The 14,978-nt window shown below is 71.2% G+C and carries 15 protein-coding genes; 8 read left to right on the top strand and 7 right to left on the bottom strand.

All coding sequences use genetic code 11. The features are described 5' to 3' along the window. The first annotated feature begins 198 nt into the window (after nt 1-198). Complete coding sequence (locus ACFVZH_RS21175; protein WP_384899067.1) at nt 199-561, top strand: DUF1304 domain-containing protein; 363 nt, start codon at nt 199-201, stop codon at nt 559-561. Then, nucleotides 558-1,124, top strand: a complete 567-nt coding sequence (locus ACFVZH_RS21170; RefSeq protein ID WP_384899065.1) for a TetR/AcrR family transcriptional regulator — start codon at nt 558-560, stop codon at nt 1,122-1,124. Before ACFVZH_RS21175 ends, ACFVZH_RS21170 begins: the two co-directional genes overlap by 4 nt. 48 nt (nt 1,125-1,172) lie before the next feature. Here the strand turns inward: ACFVZH_RS21170 and ACFVZH_RS21165 are convergent, their stop codons facing one another. From ACFVZH_RS21165 to ACFVZH_RS21155, 3 genes are all read right to left on the bottom strand, one after another. Next, nucleotides 1,173-1,781 (bottom strand): hypothetical protein, encoded by a 609-nt coding sequence (locus tag ACFVZH_RS21165; RefSeq protein WP_384899063.1) that lies wholly within the window; start codon nt 1,779-1,781, stop codon nt 1,173-1,175. A gap of 72 nt (nt 1,782-1,853) precedes the next feature. Beyond that, nucleotides 1,854-2,966, bottom strand: a complete 1,113-nt coding sequence (locus tag ACFVZH_RS21160) for a winged helix DNA-binding domain-containing protein (RefSeq protein ID WP_384899061.1) — start codon at nt 2,964-2,966, stop codon at nt 1,854-1,856. After that, on the bottom strand, nt 2,963-3,952 hold the full coding sequence (locus ACFVZH_RS21155) for a zinc-binding dehydrogenase (RefSeq protein ID WP_384899059.1): 990 nt from the start codon (nt 3,950-3,952) through the stop codon (nt 2,963-2,965). The genes ACFVZH_RS21160 and ACFVZH_RS21155 overlap by 4 nt, the downstream gene beginning before the upstream one ends. A 96-nt stretch (nt 3,953-4,048) precedes the next feature. On the opposite strand from ACFVZH_RS21155, the gene ACFVZH_RS21150 reads away from it, so the two are divergent. After that, the gene (locus tag ACFVZH_RS21150) at nt 4,049-5,005 is read left to right on the top strand and encodes a helix-turn-helix transcriptional regulator (RefSeq protein ID WP_384899057.1); all 957 of its coding nucleotides are present in this window, start codon (nt 4,049-4,051) and stop codon (nt 5,003-5,005) included. Nucleotides 5,006-5,277: 272 nt separating this feature from the next. Here the strand turns inward: ACFVZH_RS21150 and ACFVZH_RS21145 are convergent, their stop codons facing one another. Next, a complete protein-coding gene (locus ACFVZH_RS21145) occupies nt 5,278-6,957 on the bottom strand; it encodes a cytochrome c biogenesis protein CcdA (protein WP_384899055.1) in 1,680 nt (559 codons plus the stop codon). A gap of 197 nt (nt 6,958-7,154) precedes the next feature. Further along, nucleotides 7,155-7,421, bottom strand: coding sequence for a hypothetical protein (locus tag ACFVZH_RS21140; protein ID WP_384899053.1), 267 nt, complete (start codon nt 7,419-7,421; stop codon nt 7,155-7,157). Nucleotides 7,422-7,816: 395 nt separating this feature from the next. On the opposite strand from ACFVZH_RS21140, the gene sigK reads away from it, so the two are divergent. The 3 genes from sigK to ACFVZH_RS21125 all read left to right on the top strand — a co-directional run bounded on the left by sigK (nt 7,817) and on the right by ACFVZH_RS21125 (nt 9,647). Beyond that, a complete protein-coding gene (sigK, locus tag ACFVZH_RS21135; protein WP_384899051.1) occupies nt 7,817-8,401 on the top strand; it encodes an ECF RNA polymerase sigma factor SigK in 585 nt (194 codons plus the stop codon). Continuing rightward, a complete protein-coding gene (locus ACFVZH_RS21130; RefSeq protein ID WP_384899049.1) occupies nt 8,398-9,183 on the top strand; it encodes an anti-sigma factor domain-containing protein in 786 nt (261 codons plus the stop codon). Before sigK ends, ACFVZH_RS21130 begins: the two co-directional genes overlap by 4 nt. 131 nt (nt 9,184-9,314) lie before the next feature. Then, nucleotides 9,315-9,647 carry a UBP-type zinc finger domain-containing protein gene (locus ACFVZH_RS21125; RefSeq protein ID WP_384899166.1) on the top strand — a complete coding sequence of 111 codons (333 nt, stop codon included), beginning with the start codon at nt 9,315-9,317 and terminating at the stop codon, nt 9,645-9,647. A gap of 115 nt (nt 9,648-9,762) precedes the next feature. Here ACFVZH_RS21125 and ACFVZH_RS21120 read toward each other — a convergent pair whose 3' ends face one another. Next, nucleotides 9,763-9,906, bottom strand: coding sequence for a hypothetical protein (locus ACFVZH_RS21120; RefSeq protein WP_384899047.1), 144 nt, complete (start codon nt 9,904-9,906; stop codon nt 9,763-9,765). A gap of 460 nt (nt 9,907-10,366) precedes the next feature. Here ACFVZH_RS21120 and ACFVZH_RS21115 point away from each other — a divergent pair, with 460 nt between their 5' ends. Together ACFVZH_RS21115 and ACFVZH_RS21110 are read left to right on the top strand one after the other, a co-directional pair. Continuing rightward, nucleotides 10,367-10,567 carry an RICIN domain-containing protein gene (locus ACFVZH_RS21115; protein ID WP_384899164.1) on the top strand — a complete coding sequence of 67 codons (201 nt, stop codon included), beginning with the start codon at nt 10,367-10,369 and terminating at the stop codon, nt 10,565-10,567. Nucleotides 10,568-10,605: 38 nt separating this feature from the next. Next, nucleotides 10,606-13,698 carry a glycoside hydrolase family 3 N-terminal domain-containing protein gene (locus ACFVZH_RS21110; RefSeq protein ID WP_384899045.1) on the top strand — a complete coding sequence of 1,031 codons (3,093 nt, stop codon included), beginning with the start codon at nt 10,606-10,608 and terminating at the stop codon, nt 13,696-13,698. A 216-nt stretch (nt 13,699-13,914) separates the two neighbouring features. Here ACFVZH_RS21110 and ACFVZH_RS21105 read toward each other — a convergent pair whose 3' ends face one another. After that, entirely contained in the window at nt 13,915-14,967 is a 1,053-nt protein-coding gene (locus ACFVZH_RS21105) for a helix-turn-helix domain-containing protein (RefSeq protein ID WP_384899162.1), read from the bottom strand. Between the last annotated feature and the right edge of the window lie 11 nt (nt 14,968-14,978).

The following is a 14,978-nucleotide window of genomic DNA, read 5'->3' as shown; positions in this document are numbered from 1 at the left end:
GCCCCCTGTGGCTTCCCCCTTCCAGGCTCTCCGGTGTGGGGGAGGCGAAGAAGTGCCGAACGTCCCAAAAGTAATACTTATTGCTTTTGTGTTCAATCAGCCCACTTGACGGGCGGCGAACGGCGGAGGGGCAATTCCTGGACACCTGTCCATGTATTCTGGACAGGTGTCCAACAAAATCCGAGAGGTGCATTGCTGATGGAGACCACCGCGAACGTGCTGGTCGGGCTGGTGGCGGCATTGCACGCCTACATCCTGGTCCTGGAGATGTTCCTGTGGCAGAAGCGCCCGGGCCGCGAGCTCTCCGGCTTCGACGCCGAGCTCGCCCGCGCCACCGCCCCACTCGCCGCGAACCAGGGCCTCTACAACGGCTTCCTGGCCGCCGGCCTCGTCTGGTCCTTGATCGCCGAGGACCCCACCGGATTCCAGGCCAAGGTCTTCTTCCTCTCCTGCGTCCTCATCGCCGGGCTGTACGGCGGCCTCACCGCCAACCGCCGCATCCTGGTCGCCCAGGCACTGCCCGGCGCGGTAGCGCTCGGCGCCGTCCTGCTCGCCCGGTGAGCGCCACACCGGATGACCCCCGGGCCGCGCGCACCCGAGCCCGGCTGCGCGAAGCCCTCCTGGAGGAGTGCGCCGATCGGCCGCTCGCACAGGTCAGCGTCGCCGCACTGGTACGCAGGGCGGGGGTCGGGCGCGCGACGTTCTACCTCCACTACGCCGACCTGGAAGCCCTTGCCGTCGATGCCTGCGCCGACGTCGTACGCGAGGCCGTGGACGCGCTGCACGCCTGGCGCGGCAAACCCGACCCCGCCACTCCACCCCCGGCACTGCCCGCCTTTTTCGATCGCATGGCCCCGCACACCGCCCTCTACCGCGAGTTGCTCCGCCCCGGCGGCAGCGGCCCACTCGGCCTCGTACTCCACCAGGAGCTCCGCGCCCGCAGCCGCACCGAACGCACCCTGGCCGGCGCCCCCGAGCCCGACCTGGTCGCCTCGGCCGTAGCCGCAACCTTCGCGGGCGTACTCGCCGACTGGCTCCACGGACTCATCGAGGCAACCCCCACACAGATCGCCGAACGCGTCTGGCGCCTCCTGGTCAACCTCCACCGCACGCCGCTGGGATGACAGAGCGGGCAGGTCGAAACTGCCCGTGGTGGGCCGCACGAGCGGTGACTACACAGTCCCTGACTTGTACCGCCACACGGCATGCTCCAGACCACCTCTGTCGTGCCGGAGAAGTGCCGCGGCCTCCTCGTACACTGCGCGCAGCTGCTCGTATCGGAGATCCGGGACGCCGGCATCCGCGGCGAAGGCGCGCAGATGTACGTCGACGGCGACCTGTGAACGGCCGACAAGGTTGCCGATGTAGTCGATGCTCTTCGGCCCCACCCCCTTCACCGTTCGCAGAGCGGCGCGATTGGCCTGGTGGTCGAGCCATGCGTGGAGATCGTCGCGGGTGTCGACCCCGTTGGCGGCCAGGAGTTCGGTGATGGCATGGGCCGTCGCGACCTTCCGAGCGTGGTTGAACCGCATGGCGACGGCAAGATCTTCCGTGGCGAGCCGGCTCTGGAACCCGCGGACTGTGCTCGCGTCCGGCCAGCTCACTTGGAGCCGGAGAAGCCGCGGCCGGAGGGTCGTCTCATAGGTGCAGCGGGGCTGGAAGCTGACGTCGCAGATGACAGCACCCATGTGGGTCCATCCGCCTGGCTGCGGGAACGGACCGCCGCCGAGGTGATGCTGAACGTGGTCGGCAAGCCGCTGGGCAAGGCTGGGTACGGTCATGGATCAATGATGATGCTCTGGTCCGACGATCCGGGCGGAAAGCGTGAATCCCTCGAACGGTTGGGCAGGGCTCTACGACGACCGGGTGGCAGCCGGTTCACTCAAGGACAGTCGGCTGCCTCCCACGAACGGCAGCAGGCGGTTGGCCTCCTGTTCCAAGGCCGCTTGATCGGTGGGGCGGAGCGTCCGGAAAGGGGTGAGTCGTAGTGTCCCGGCGTGGAGGGACCAAGTGCCGTGCACCCGGCCGTCCACCAGGAAGGTGGGTCGTACCTGCGCCTGCCCGGGCATCACGAGTCTGCGGTCCGCGTCGCTGATGACGCGGGTCCGGTCGGCGTGGCCGAGCAGGGCGTTGTCGAAGGCGGGCAGGAGCCGTACGGGGGCAGGGCTCTCGGGATCGGGGAGTTCCGCGTCGGCGAGGTCGATCAGTTCTCGGCCCTCTGGGCCGGAGTAGCGGCGCAGTTCGGCGTGCATCTCGGCGACGACCTCGCCCAGGCGGGTCAGCCCGCACCAAGCCTGGACGTCCATCACCCCGGCCGGGCCGAAGGCGGCCAGGTAGCGACGGATCAGTTCCTTGACCGACTCCTTGGCGGTGGCCGTCGCCATCGGCTGCCCCAGCCACGCCTCCGCGGGCGTGACGGAGACCGCCGATCGGTTGCCCCAGGAGCCCCAGGCGCCGGTGGCCACACCGTGGACTAGGGGAGTGCGCAGTTCGACCTCTCCGGCCAGGATGCGTCCGTCGCGTCCGGGGTGGAGTTCTGCCAGCCGCTGGGCCAGTTCCTTGCGCGGGAGGGGCCCGCCCGCGAGCAGGCCGAGTCCCTCGGCCACCAAGGATGCCGTGTCCAGGCCGGTGCTGTTGCGGGTGAAGTGGGGTGAGCCGGCGGTGCGGTCGAGTACGGGTTGCAGCAGCGGCCGCAGTCGCCGGTAGTCGTCCGCCGTGGCGAGGTGCTGGGTGCTGCGGAGCAGGCCGGAGCGGACCACCTGACGGTCCTCCAGCAGCGTGGTGAGGTCGGACTGGATGAAGCCGTGGATCCTGCTCCACAGGCCGACGTAGGCCCAGTTGGGCTCCTGTGCCTGCAGTGCCACCAGTCGCCCGATCACTTCCAGCGGGGTGCGATCGGTGCGCGCCAGCAGGAACTGCCGGTCCATCAGGGCCCGGTTCAGGGCCCGGAGAGTGAGTGTGGTCACGACAGACGCACCGAGACATTGCCCTGGTAGGAACCCTGGAGCAGCGAGAGGAACGCTTGCGGTACGTCCTCGATACCGCCCTCGACGACCGTCTGGGGGTAGGTGAAGCGGCCCTCGCCGAGCCATGTGCTGAAGTGGTCTCGCCACGCCGTGATTTGAGCGGGGGTGTGGTAGCAGGAGAACGGCAGCAGGTCGATGCCCTTGGCCTCGGCCGCTGCACGGTCGGGCTTGGGGAAGCGCTCCGCCGCGTCGCCGAGCTGGCTGGACAGCGAGCCGCACAGGGCGAAGCGCGCACCAGGCGTGGCCGCCTGTAGCGCGGCCTCGTACTGTTCGCCGCCCACGTTGTCGAAGAACACCGAGATGCCCTCGGGCGCGAGCTCCCTCAACCGGTCGGCGGAAGAGCCGTCGTGGTAGTCGAAAGCGGCGTCGTAACCGAGTTCGTTCACCAGGTAGTCGACCTTCGCGGGGCTTCCCGCACTGCCGATCACCCGCGCCGCGCCGAGACACCTGGCGATCTGACCGGCCAGCGATCCGACCCCACCGGCAGCGCCGGAGACGAAGACCACGTCACCCTCGCCCACGGCCGCCACGTCGGACATCCCGTAGTAGGCGGTCGGCCCCTGGCCGAGGTAGTAGCCGGGGTCGGCGAAGAGCCCGCGGTCGAGCCTGACGTATCCGGCGGCCGGGCCGGCCGAGTACTCGCTCCAGCCGGTCATCGAGTAGACCAGGTCACCGACGGCGAGCTCGGGGCTGTCGGACCGGACGACGGTGCCGATGGCGGCCACACCGACCCGCTCGCCCGGCCGCCGGGCCGGCACCGGGATGGTGCAGTCGGCCCGCATCAGCTCCAGGTACGTCGCGGCGAGCCCGATCTGGTCGGTGCGCACCAGGACCTCGCCGTCCACCTCGGCCTTGGCGACGGTGAAGTGGTCGAGCGTCGGGACGGCGGTGATCTGCGCGGCCAGCTGGATCTCACGAGTGATCATTCTTTGCTCCTCACATCGGTCCGGTAGGGCCTTCGAGATCGACTCTAGGGAGGCTTCCGGTCACTTTCCGGCCGGAAGTCGAGGGAGGATGCCGGTATGGCGAACACCAGCTCACGCACTCTCCGACTGCTCTCGCTGCTGCAGACCCACCGCCACTGGCCCGGCCAGGAACTGGCCGACCAGCTCGGGGTGTCCGAGCGGACCCTGCGCCGCGACGTCGACCGGCTGCGCGAGCTCGGCTACCCGGTCAACGCGGCCCGGGGAACGGACGGCGGCTACCAGCTCGCGCCCGGCGCCGTCCTCCCGCCGCTGCTGCTGGACGACGAGGAGGCGGTGGCGCTCGCCGTCGGCATCGGCGACGCCGTACAGAGCGGGATCGCGGGCATGGAGGAGGCATCCCTGCGCGCACTCACCAAGGTGGTACGGGTCCTGCCACCCCGGCTCCGGGCCAGAGTGGACGCCCTCCGCGCGATGACCGTCTCCGCGGCCATGTCCGGGCCGGTCGTCGCTGCGGGCGTGCTCACCGCGGTCGCCCAAGCGTGCCGGGACGAGGAGCGACTGCGCTTCGGCTACACATCCAGGGGCGCCGCACCCACCGACCGCGAGGTGGAACCGCACCGCGTGGTCGCCCTCGGCGGGCGCTGGTACCTCGTCGCCTACGACCTCGGCCGCCACGACTGGCGCAGCTTCCGCCTCGACCGGCTGACCGAACCGACGGCGACCGGGGCGCGATTCCGCCCCCGCCCCCTCCCGGCCCAGGACGCCGTGGCCTTCGTCCAAGCAGCGAGCGGAGCCCCGGCCCCGTACACCGTCGAGGCCCTCGTCCACGCCCCCTTCGCGCGCGTACGGCAGGTCGTCGGCCAGTGGGGCACGATCGAACCCCTCGACCAGGACAGCTGCCGCCTCACCATGACCTCCACCTCCCTCGACTGGCCGGCACAGGCCCTGGGCAACGTCGGCGCCGAGTTCCAGGTACTGGGCCCACCGGAATTCGCCGCGCACGTCCAGGAATGGGGCGCCCGCTTCATCCGGGCCACACGCGCACCCGAGTGACCTTCCTCGTCCTGACCCGCGCGACGGCGACGCAGCGCCCGCGGCATCGGCCGAGCCGGTGAACGGCGCTGCGCCCGTCTCGACACCCACCGCACCACCCCACCCCATCCCGGGCCGGCACGCCCGCGCACCGGCTGCCCCGCAGGACCCGCCCCTGTGAGCCGCAGCACGGCGGGGCGGAGCCCGTGCTGCCCGACACGGCACCTGCCCGGATCCCGCGCCGGCGGAGGTGGGCCCCGAACGCGGGCGCGCAGTGAGGGCAGCCTGGTCGCTCACCCGAAGGTGAAGGCGTAGGCATGCAGGCCGGGGGTCAGGCGGAGTTCCAGGCGGGCCTGGCGGGGGGCCTCGTCGTCGGTGAGCCGGTAGAGGGTGGGGGCGCCGTGGACCTGGAGGGTCCTGGTCTGCTTGCCGTCGACCAGGACGGTGACGGTGCCCTCGCCGGCGAGGACGAGGTTGGCGTTCCTCGCGCGGTAGGCGAAGGCGAGGCGCGCGTCGGATCCCGCGGTGAACCGCTCGTAGGCGGCGGTCCAGGTGCCGGAGAGGGAGAGGGTGCCCAGCGGCAGGTCGCCCGGCGGGAACGTGTACGTGGTGGCTTTGTCCTCTACGAGTGCGGGGGTGCCGGTGTAGCCGCGGATGCGCAGGGTGCTGAGGTACGTCTCGGGGGTGCGGCCGGCGGCGAGTTCGTCGTTGTCCTGTCCGGTCGCGGGCGGCAGCTGCACGGCGGGGTCGGCCTGCCGCAGCAGGTCGGCGACGTTCCCGGCGTCCTTCTCGAAGGCGAACTCCGGCGAGTGGACGCCGATGACCGTCAGCCCCTTGTCGCGGTAGGCCCGGTCCCATGCCTCGATGTGGGGCAGGCTGCGCCGGCAGTTGATGCAGGAGTACGTCCAGAACTCGATGAGGACCACCCGGCCGCGCAGGGAGGCGAGGTCGACCGGCCGCCCGCCGGGGGTGTTGAGCCACGTCGAGATACCGGCGAGCGGCGGGGCCGTGCCGCACGAGCGGAGCTCGTCGACGCCGTCCTCGCAGCGGACGAGATCCTTGTTCGAGTCGTCGTAGAGACCGGAGAGTTTCTGCCGGGCGGTGTCGTTGTCCTCGACCTGCTTCTGCACGGCGGCGGTGTAGTCGGGCAGTGCCCTCTGGAGCGCGGTGGTGACATCGAACGCCAGGGCGAAGGCCAGGGTGATCATCAGGGCGCCCGCGACGATCCGCAGCCTGCGGGCGCGGGTCCGGAAGGCCGCGACGCGCTCGGCGACCCGTCGCCCGGCGAGGGCGAAGACGAGCAGGGGGATCGCCGTGCCGACGGCGAAGGCGAGCGTCAGAGCCACGATGTCGGCGTCGATCTCGCCACGGGCGCCCGCCACGGTGATCGCGGCGAGGACCGGCCCCGCACAGGGGACGTAGAGGAGCCCGAGGCCCAGACCGAGGACGAAGGCGCTGCCCTCCTTGTTGACCTGCCGCTGCGGGATCCGGGCGAAGGGCTTCTCCAACAGCCGTTCCACGGGCGGAAAGATCAGACCCAGACCGATGAGTACCAGGAGCGACAGACCGACGTAGCGCAGGATGTCCTGCGGCAGCCCGAGCGCGGAGATGATCGTGACGCCGAGCAGCGTGAAGAAACCGAAACTGACCACGAGACCGGTGACCACGGCGTAGGGACGGCGGTTGCGCAGCCGCCGCGAGGCCGTCCGCGGCGGTGCGTCGACGAGCACCCCACCGTCCGCTTCGCTTTCGTGCACGGCGACCGCGGCCTGCGTGGTGGTCGTTGTGCCGGTGCCGGTGCCGGTGCCGGTGCCGGTGCCGGTGCCCTTGCCCGGGGCTGTTTCCGTGTCCGTCTGCGGCCGCTCGTTGCCCGGTCCGCCGGCGAGGAAGACGACCGGAAGGACGGGCAGGATGCACGGTGAGACCGCGGTGATGAGACCGCCCAGCAGGCCGATCAGAACCAGGGTGAGCATGGCAACCGCCTCTGCCGCCGGAACGCCGGTGCGTCCTCTTGACCTGCATTCGGATCAGTCACCGGTCCGGATGGCAGGAGCAGTGCTCGGATCCGATCCTTCCCTGGCCTGCCTGGCCTTGGCCGGGGCGGAGGCGGAGAAGTCGCCATTCAACGTCGTCGTTCAGGGCCGGCGCCGGGACGACAGATAGGGGCACGTCACATCGTCCGGCGTTTCCTCAGCTCGGCGAGCCAGGCACGCAGCTGCTCGTCGTCGTGCAGGTAGGCGCCGCTCTCGCCTGCGGGAAGATCGATTCCGTGGAGGAGGCTCAGCGCCCACCAGGAGATGTCGCCCCAGACAAGCCGGTCGTCGGCCACCCACCGCCCGGCCCAGCGGTCGGCCTCGTCCCGGGTCAGACGACCATCGACAAGCGCAACGAAGCGCTCTTCGATCTCATCAAGCGTCGGCTGGTGGCTGGCGTCCATGTCCTGACGGTACATGCAGGGCAAATGTTGGCTCTGGCCGATCGAGTACGGAGCCAGACGACGGCGCCAAGGGTCCCGCGCTTGCGGCAGCCGCAGCACCGGGCTCATCCCGACCATGTGGGCTGCTGATCGTCCTGGCCGTCGGCGGGCTGCCTGTGGCGACCCGCCCCACACATGATCGGGCGGACAAGCGGAGGGGGCCAGTGCGGGGCTGGAGGGGAGCCGGCGGATGCGATTTCCGGCCCACGCGGGACGCCGACCCCGGAGTCGGCGGAGGCGATTCCCGGCGCGTGCGGGACGTCGACCCGCAGTCGGCCGACAAACCGCACGCCAAACCGGATGGCTTGCCGCTCCGAATACGAGGTGTCCGGGCGCGGTCCGGAAGAATCGCACCTGTGACAGAGCGCGCCCGCAGGAACGCGACCCCGGGCTACGAAGTCGACCTCCCCGGCCTGATGGAGAAGGTGGCACACGGCGACCGTGAGGCGTACACCAGGGTTTTCAGAGCGTTGTCGGCACCGGTCTTCGGCATGATCCGGCGGGTCCTGAGGGACAGTGCCATGTCGGAGGAGGTGGCGCAGGAGGTCCTCGTGGAGGTGTGGCGTACGGCATCCCGGTACGACCCCGGGCGCGGGTCGGTCCGCTCCTGGGTGCTGACCATGGCGCACCGCCGGGCGGTGGACCGGGTGCGGGCGGAGCAGGCTGCGTCGGCACGCGAGGAGCGGGCGGCGCGCATGGAGCGGGGGGCCGAGTTCGACGAGGTCGCCGAAGAGGTCGAGGCGCGGGCAGACAGGGACGCGGTACGCCGCTGTCTGGAGGGCCTGACCGAGTTGCAACGGCAATCGGTGACCCTGGCCTACTACGAGGGGCTGACCTACCGCGAGGTCGCGCAACGCCTCGCCCAACCGCTGGGCACGATCAAGTCCCGCATGCGGGACGGCCTGACTCGGCTACGGGACTGCCTGGGGGTGACGGCATGAGACCGGAAGAGCTCCACGACCAGGCCGGGGCGTACGCCCTTGACGCGCTGAGCGATGCGGAACGTACGGAGTTCGAGGCCCACCTCGCCGGGTGCGCGTCCTGTGCGGAGGAGGTGCGGGGGTTCAGGGAGACCACGGCCCGGCTTGCGGCGGCCGAATCGACCCGGGTTCCGGCCTCGCTGGAGGCGGAGGTGATGCGAGAGATCGAGCACGTACGCCAGCTGCCACCCCTGACCCCCGACGGGTCAGCGATGGATGTGGCGCCCATGCACGACTCGTACGTACCCGCCCGGCCCGGTCGGCGGAACCGTGCTCTGGTGTGGGCGCTGGCCGCCTCCCTCGCCTCGGCGGTCCTGCTCGGCGGTACGGCGATCGTGCAGCATCAGGCGGCGGTGACCGCACAGCGAGAAGCCTCACGCATCGAGCAGACCGCGGACATGGTGGCCGCGGTGTGGGCCGCCCCCGACGCCCGGCTGACGGCGACCGGCCTGCCGCAGGGCGCGACGGGCACGGTGGTGGTGTCGAGAAGCCTCGACCGCGCGGTGTTCACCGCATCCGGTCTCGCGGAGCCGCCCAGCGGCAAGGTCTACCAACTCTGGTACGACGACCAGGGCACCATGCGCCCGGCCGGACTGATCGCGCCCGACCGCACCAGCACGGTGACCCTTCTCGACGGACCGGTCGACGAGGCGGCCGGGATGGGCATCACTCTGGAACCGTCCGGAGGATCACCCCAACCCACCAGCCAGCCTCTCGCCCTGGTCCCCTTCTCCACTGCCTGAACGCATGGACAGACTAGGGACGGACGACGGACGGACGACGGACGATGAACCGACGCGACAAGGAAAATGAACGAACGGCCGAGCAGCCCGACATGCCCGGCACGCGCGACTCGCCCGACTCGCCGTGGATCGTGGCCCGCGACGGCGGGCGCCCGGAGCGGGGCGGCGAGTGCGCGCACGCCGCCACGACGCCTGCCGAACCGGAGGCGCCGGCCGACGGCTGCATCGAGTGCCTGATCTCCGGCGGGAGCTGGCGACGTCTGCGCTGGTGCGCGACCTGCGGGCACGTCGGGTGCTGCGACAGCTCGCGTGGCCGACATGCCTACGCGCACCACGAGAAGACCGGACACCCCGTCGTCCTCTCCCTGGCGGAGGACGAGGACTGGGCGTGGTGCTTCGAGGACGAGGTCTTCCTCGTCCGTGCGACGCCCGGGGGTGACACCCCGCGGGTGATCGGACACTGAGGTACGGAGGGGATGGAGCGGACGTTACGTCCTCCGGTGCGTACGTTCGGCTCTGAGGGACAGTGATACGAACCTCGGCGCCCCCCGGAATCAGCCGCCGCCCCCTTGCCGCCCGTCAGTGCGCCGGTGCACCGAACTCTGCGTGTCTGGCGGCCTGCTCATAGCGCGAGTCGCCTTCGTCGGACACAGGGCGAAGGAAGGTTCGGCGTTGCTTGTCCTTGGCCTCCCGCAGGAGTCGAAGGAACTCTTCGTCAGTCATGTCGCTCACCTCGATTGCGCACAGGCCACGGCCGCCGGCAGGCAGAGGAAGCCGCCGAGGCGATGACCCGTGTGCTTCTCCCCATTGATTCGTCGCCGCGACCGGAGCGGACTGGTCCTATCGGCCCCGACCGCGCATGCGAACAGGAGCCCGGCACCCGTGCGCGGCCGTCAACCCTGTCTCCCAGCCTCGAACCTGTCGGCGATATTCAGGAGTTGAGCGCAGAAAGGCTTGACTGGGGTCTCCTGTCTTCATAACTTCACACCTTGATGCAAGCCTTGCCGTCTCGCGGCAACGTAGAGCGGCCCGGGTTCGCCGGTCCGCGGTGCCAACGTGGCGTTCCACAGTGAAGGGGCTGTCAGGTGCATTACATGTCTGGGTCTGCGTCGTTCGCGCGGCACGGTGGGCACCACACCGAGCCGCGCTCGTGAGCGGCGCACCCCTCGTGAGCGGCGTGGTCATGTCCGGTCCGGGTGTCGCGCCGCAACGGGACCACCGCCCAGCACCGGTCCTGCTCCCCGGGGGGGGGCCTGACGTCGCCACCACGGCCGTGAACACGTGCCTGGACGTCACGGGCAACTCCTCGGCCGACGGCGCACGCGCCCGGACCTGGACGTGTACAGGCGCAGCCGACCAGAAGTGGACCCACCAGCCGTTCTGAACCAGTCACCTCCCGTACGTCATCTTCGAGGAGCCCGCATGCCGCACCCGTACCACCGAAGGAGGGCGAGCGCCGCCGCGCTCGCCGCCACCGCAGTCCTCGCCGGACTGCTCGCCGGAGCTGTGCCGAGCGTCGCCGCGCCCGGTGCGGAGGGGGACCCGGCGCCCCTGGCCGTCGACCGCTTCGAAGGGGAGGTCCCTTTCACCGGACCGCCCGCCGAAGGCATCTTCACCTGGGGCAGCGACGCCGACGACCACCCCGCACTCACCCTCGCCGAGCGCGCCGACGCCCCTGAGGGAGCGAAGGTCCTCGAAGGCCGGTACGACATCAGCGGCTGGGGCGGATTCACCCACGACTTCGCCTTCGACCGGCCCGCCCAGGACTGGACCGCCCACAAGGGCATCCGCTTCTGGTGGTACGGCCAGAACACCGCCCCGCTGCCGCCCGGCTCCGGAAAGCGGATCAACTTCGAGCTCAAGGACGGCGGAGCGAACGGCGAGGCGTCCGAACTGTGGACGACCTCCTTCACGGACGACTGGGAGGGCTGGCACCTCGTCGAGATCCCCTTCTCCGAGTTCCGGTACCGCGCCGACTACCAGCCGGTCGGCGGTATCGACCAGGTCCTCGGCCTCGACCGGACGTGGGGGTACGCGCTCACGCTGCCGACCGGCGCGCCCGGCCGCTTCGCCCTCGACGGCGTCGAGCTGTACGGGAAGGCCGAGCCCGCCCTGAACACGCGGGTCGTCACCGGGGCGGTGGTCCACCCCGTCGCCGAGGGCGGCACCGCCCGGATCGACATCGCGGTGACGACCACCGGGTCCACGCCGACCGGTGAGCCCGTCACCGTCTCGTACACGACGGACGACAGCGGCCCCGCCCAGCCGGGGAAGGACTACTCCCCGGTGTCCGGGAGCGTGGAGTTCCCGGCCGGGACGCCGTCCGGGACGATCCGCTCGATCACCGTGCCGACCCTGAAGGACGGGGCCGGCGAGGAGGCCGAGACGATTCCGGTCAAGCTGACCGTCGACGGTGCGAAGGCGCCCGCCGAGACACCGGCCGTCGTCATCAACGCGCACGGACTGCCCTACCTCGACAAGCGCCTGCCGGTGAAGAAGCGCGTCGCGGACCTCCTCTCCCGGATGACACTCCAGGAGAAGGCCGGTCAGATGACCCAGGCCGAACGCAACGCGCTGCGCTCGCCCGGCGACATCGCGGGGTACGGCCTGGGGTCGCTGCTCTCCGGCGGCGGCTCGGTCCCCACGCCCAACACGCCGGAGGCGTGGGCCCGCATGGTCGACGCGTACCAGCTGCGCGCCCAGGCCACCCGGCTGCAGATCCCGCTGATCTACGGCGTGGACGCCGTCCACGGGCACAACAACGTCGTCGGTTCGACGATCATGCCGCACAACATCGGCATCGGCGCCGGACGCGACCCCGGCCTCGCCGCCCGGACCGGCGCCGTCACCGCGAAGGAGGTCCGGGCCACCGGCGTCCCCTGGGACTTCGCCCCCTGCCTGTGCGTGACCCGGGACGAACGCTGGGGCCGCTCGTACGAGGCATTCGGCGAGGACCCGGCGCTCGTCAACGCCATGGAGACCGTGATCGACGGGATGCAGGGCGCGCGTGACGGACGGGACCTCGACCGGAACGACAAGGTACTCGCCACCGCCAAGCACTTCGTGGGCGACGGCGGCACCGCCTTCGGCTCGTCGACGACCGGCTCGTACACGATCGACCAGGGCGTCACCCGCGTCACCCGCGAGGAGCTGGAAGCCGTCCACCTCGCGCCGTTCGCCGAAGCCGTGAAGCACGGGGTGGGCACGGTCATGCCCTCGTACTCCTCGCTCGACGTCCTCGGCGACGAGCAGGGACCCGTGAAGATGCACGCGAACGCCGAGATGATCAACGGGGTCCTGAAGGACCGGATGGGCTTCGAAGGCTTCGTCATCAGCGACTGGCAGGCCATCGACCAGATCCCCGGCGACTACCCGAGCGACGTCCGGACCTCGGTCAACGCCGGCCTGGACATGATCATGGTGCCGACGAACTACCAGGACTTCACACGGACACTGGTCGCCGAGACGGAAGCGGGCCGCATCCCCACCGCACGGATCGACGACGCCGTCGCCCGCATCCTCACCCAGAAGTTCCGCCTCGGCCTCTTCGAGAAGCCGTACGCGGACACCACCCACCTGGCGTCCGTCGGTTCGCCGGAGCACCGCGCGGTGGCACGGGAAGCCGCGGCCGCCTCGCAGGTACTGCTGAAGAACGACGGCGGGGTGCTGCCCCTCAAGCCGACGCAGAACGTGTACGTGGCCGGCTCCAACGCGGACGACCTCGGCAACCAGGCCGGCGGATGGACCGTCACCTGGCAGGGCGCATCCGGCCGGACGACGACGGGCACCACGATCCTGGAGGCCATGCGGAAGTCCGCCGAACCCGGCACCACGCTCACCTACTCCAAGGACGCCTCCGCGCCCACCACGGGACACGACGTCGGCGTCGTCGTGGTGGGGGAGAAGCCGTACGCCGAAGGCATCGGCGACGTCGGCAACGGGCACGACCTGGAACTCGGCGAGGCCGACAAGGCCGCCGTCGACCGGGTCTGCGCCGCGATGCCCTGCGCGGTCCTCGTCGTCTCGGGCCGTCCCCAGCTCATCGGCGACCGGCTGCCCGCGATCGACGCCCTCGTGGCGTCGTGGCTGCCCGGCACCGAGGGCGACGGCGTGGCCGACGTCCTGTACGGACGACGGCCCTTCACCGGACAACTCCCCGTGAGCTGGCCGAAGTCGGAAAGCCAGCTGCCGCTGAACGTGGGCGACACACGCTACGACCCGCAGTTCCCGTACGGCTGGGGCCTCACCACCCTCCGCGGCACCCCGCAGGGCGGCGAGCCGGCACTCCGGGCCATCGGGCTCGCCGCCCGCGGCCTCCAGGCGGCCGGTCTCGGGAACACCGCCGCGGCCCGGCAGCTCGTCGGCCGAGCCCGGCTGATCGTCCAGCATCGCATCGGGCAGAACCTCTCGGAGCCGGTGGCGAAGCCGTTCGCCGAGGCGGACCACCTGCTCCTCAGCGGTGATCCGGCGGGCGCCGTCGCCAAGCTGACCGTGGCCTTCCGCGCGGCGGGCTGACCGACGGACACGGTCCCGCCGGTCGCAGGGGCGGCGGGACCGTGAAGGGCCGGGGGGGAGGGGAGTGGCCGGGGCGGGGCCAGGTTCCGGGTCCGCTTGCCGGATACCCCGGTCTCGCCCCGTGCATCGCGCCTCGCCCCGTCACCGCGCCTCGCCCCGTGCACCTCGTCTCGCGCCGGCGGCGCGCGCGAGGCACCGGGGCGGGCCGCGTCGTCCCTACGCCAGCCAGCCCCGCTGCGCGGCCTGCCACACCAGTTGGGTCCTGGTCAGGGCCCCGGCGCGCTGCATCAGGACCTGGATGCGGCGCTGTACCGTGCGCTGACTCACCCACAGCTGGGAGGCGATGGCCTTGTCGGCGACCCCGGCGACGATCAGGGAGAGCAGGTACCGCTCGTCGTCGGCGAGGTGGACCGCCGGGCGCGGGCTGCCGTCGAAGTCGGCCAGTTCGCCGGAGTCCGTGACGTGCAGCGGGGTCGCCGCCACCCACTGGCTCTCGAAGAGGGCGATCAGCGCGTCGAGCAGACTGCTGCTGTGGACCACGGCGGCCGTCGGCTCGCCCACCCGGTCGGCCGGGCCCGTCGCCCTCCCCTCGTCGTCGCGGCCCTCTCCGCTGTCGTACACGAGGGGGCAGATGGCCGTCGAGTTGTCGGCGATCACCAACCGCACCGGCAGTGTTCCGACGGCCCGTGCCTGCTCGCCCGCGCGGATGCTCCGGGCAACGTTGTCGACCATCCCGGGCCCTTCCAGGAGCTCGCGCTCGTAGATGGTCTTGTACCGCACCCCCCGGGCGAGCAGCTCCCACTCCTCGTCGTTCTCCGCCGCCGCCAGGGCGACCGGACGGGCTTTGCAGAGCCAGCGCATCTCTCCGGCCGCGTACGCCATGTGCCGCAGCCGCTGCCGGATCACGCTCGCCCCGGTGATCACCTCGACGAGCTGTCCGGCGTCGTGCCGGCGCCCGCCCGCCCGGTACTCCTCGGCGAGTTGTTCCACGCCCCGCCGTGCCCATTCGAGCGCTTCGTGCCCGCGCAGCAGCAGAGGGCGGAGGGCCGCGTCGGGAGCCATCGGCACATACCGCTCGGGGCCGCCCTCAGGGGGCTCGGCGGCCCGCCCCACCAGGCCCTTGTCGTGGAGGGACGCCAGCAGCCGCTCGGCCCGGGGGACATCGAAGCCCAACTGCGCGGCGATTCCTGCGGCGTCGGCCTCCCGCACCCCGACGAGGAAGCGGTACACCCGCTCCTCCGCGGCCCCGACCCCCGCCGCCTCCAGCATGTGCCTCTCAC

The sequence above is a fragment of the Streptomyces sp. NPDC059534 genome, assembly GCF_042743475.1.
Classification (GTDB): Bacteria; Actinomycetota; Actinomycetes; order Streptomycetales; family Streptomycetaceae; genus Streptomyces.
The sequence above is the reverse complement of the archived record's forward strand: the minus strand, read 5'-3'. Positions and strand labels throughout refer to the sequence as shown.

What these genes read in the sequence shown, in the direction of transcription:
- ACFVZH_RS21130 (WP_384899049.1), top strand. Translation starts at nt 8,398, where the DNA reads ATGAGACCGGAAGAGCTCCACGACCAGGCCGGGGCGTACGCCCTTGAC.
- ACFVZH_RS21155 (WP_384899059.1), bottom strand. Translation starts at nt 3,952, where the DNA reads ATGATCACTCGTGAGATCCAGCTGGCCGCGCAGATCACCGCCGTCCCG.
- ACFVZH_RS21120 (WP_384899047.1), bottom strand. Translation starts at nt 9,906, where the DNA reads ATGACTGACGAAGAGTTCCTTCGACTCCTGCGGGAGGCCAAGGACAAG.
- ACFVZH_RS21145 (WP_384899055.1), bottom strand. Translation starts at nt 6,957, where the DNA reads ATGCTCACCCTGGTTCTGATCGGCCTGCTGGGCGGTCTCATCACCGCG.
- ACFVZH_RS21115 (WP_384899164.1), top strand. Translation starts at nt 10,367, where the DNA reads ATGTCCGGTCCGGGTGTCGCGCCGCAACGGGACCACCGCCCAGCACCG.
- ACFVZH_RS21140 (WP_384899053.1), bottom strand. Translation starts at nt 7,421, where the DNA reads ATGGACGCCAGCCACCAGCCGACGCTTGATGAGATCGAAGAGCGCTTC.
- ACFVZH_RS21110 (WP_384899045.1), top strand. Translation starts at nt 10,606, where the DNA reads ATGCCGCACCCGTACCACCGAAGGAGGGCGAGCGCCGCCGCGCTCGCC.
- ACFVZH_RS21150 (WP_384899057.1), top strand. Translation starts at nt 4,049, where the DNA reads ATGGCGAACACCAGCTCACGCACTCTCCGACTGCTCTCGCTGCTGCAG.
- ACFVZH_RS21105 (WP_384899162.1), bottom strand. Translation starts at nt 14,967, where the DNA reads ATGCTGGAGGCGGCGGGGGTCGGGGCCGCGGAGGAGCGGGTGTACCGC.
- ACFVZH_RS21165 (WP_384899063.1), bottom strand. Translation starts at nt 1,781, where the DNA reads ATGACCGTACCCAGCCTTGCCCAGCGGCTTGCCGACCACGTTCAGCAT.
- ACFVZH_RS21175 (WP_384899067.1), top strand. Translation starts at nt 199, where the DNA reads ATGGAGACCACCGCGAACGTGCTGGTCGGGCTGGTGGCGGCATTGCAC.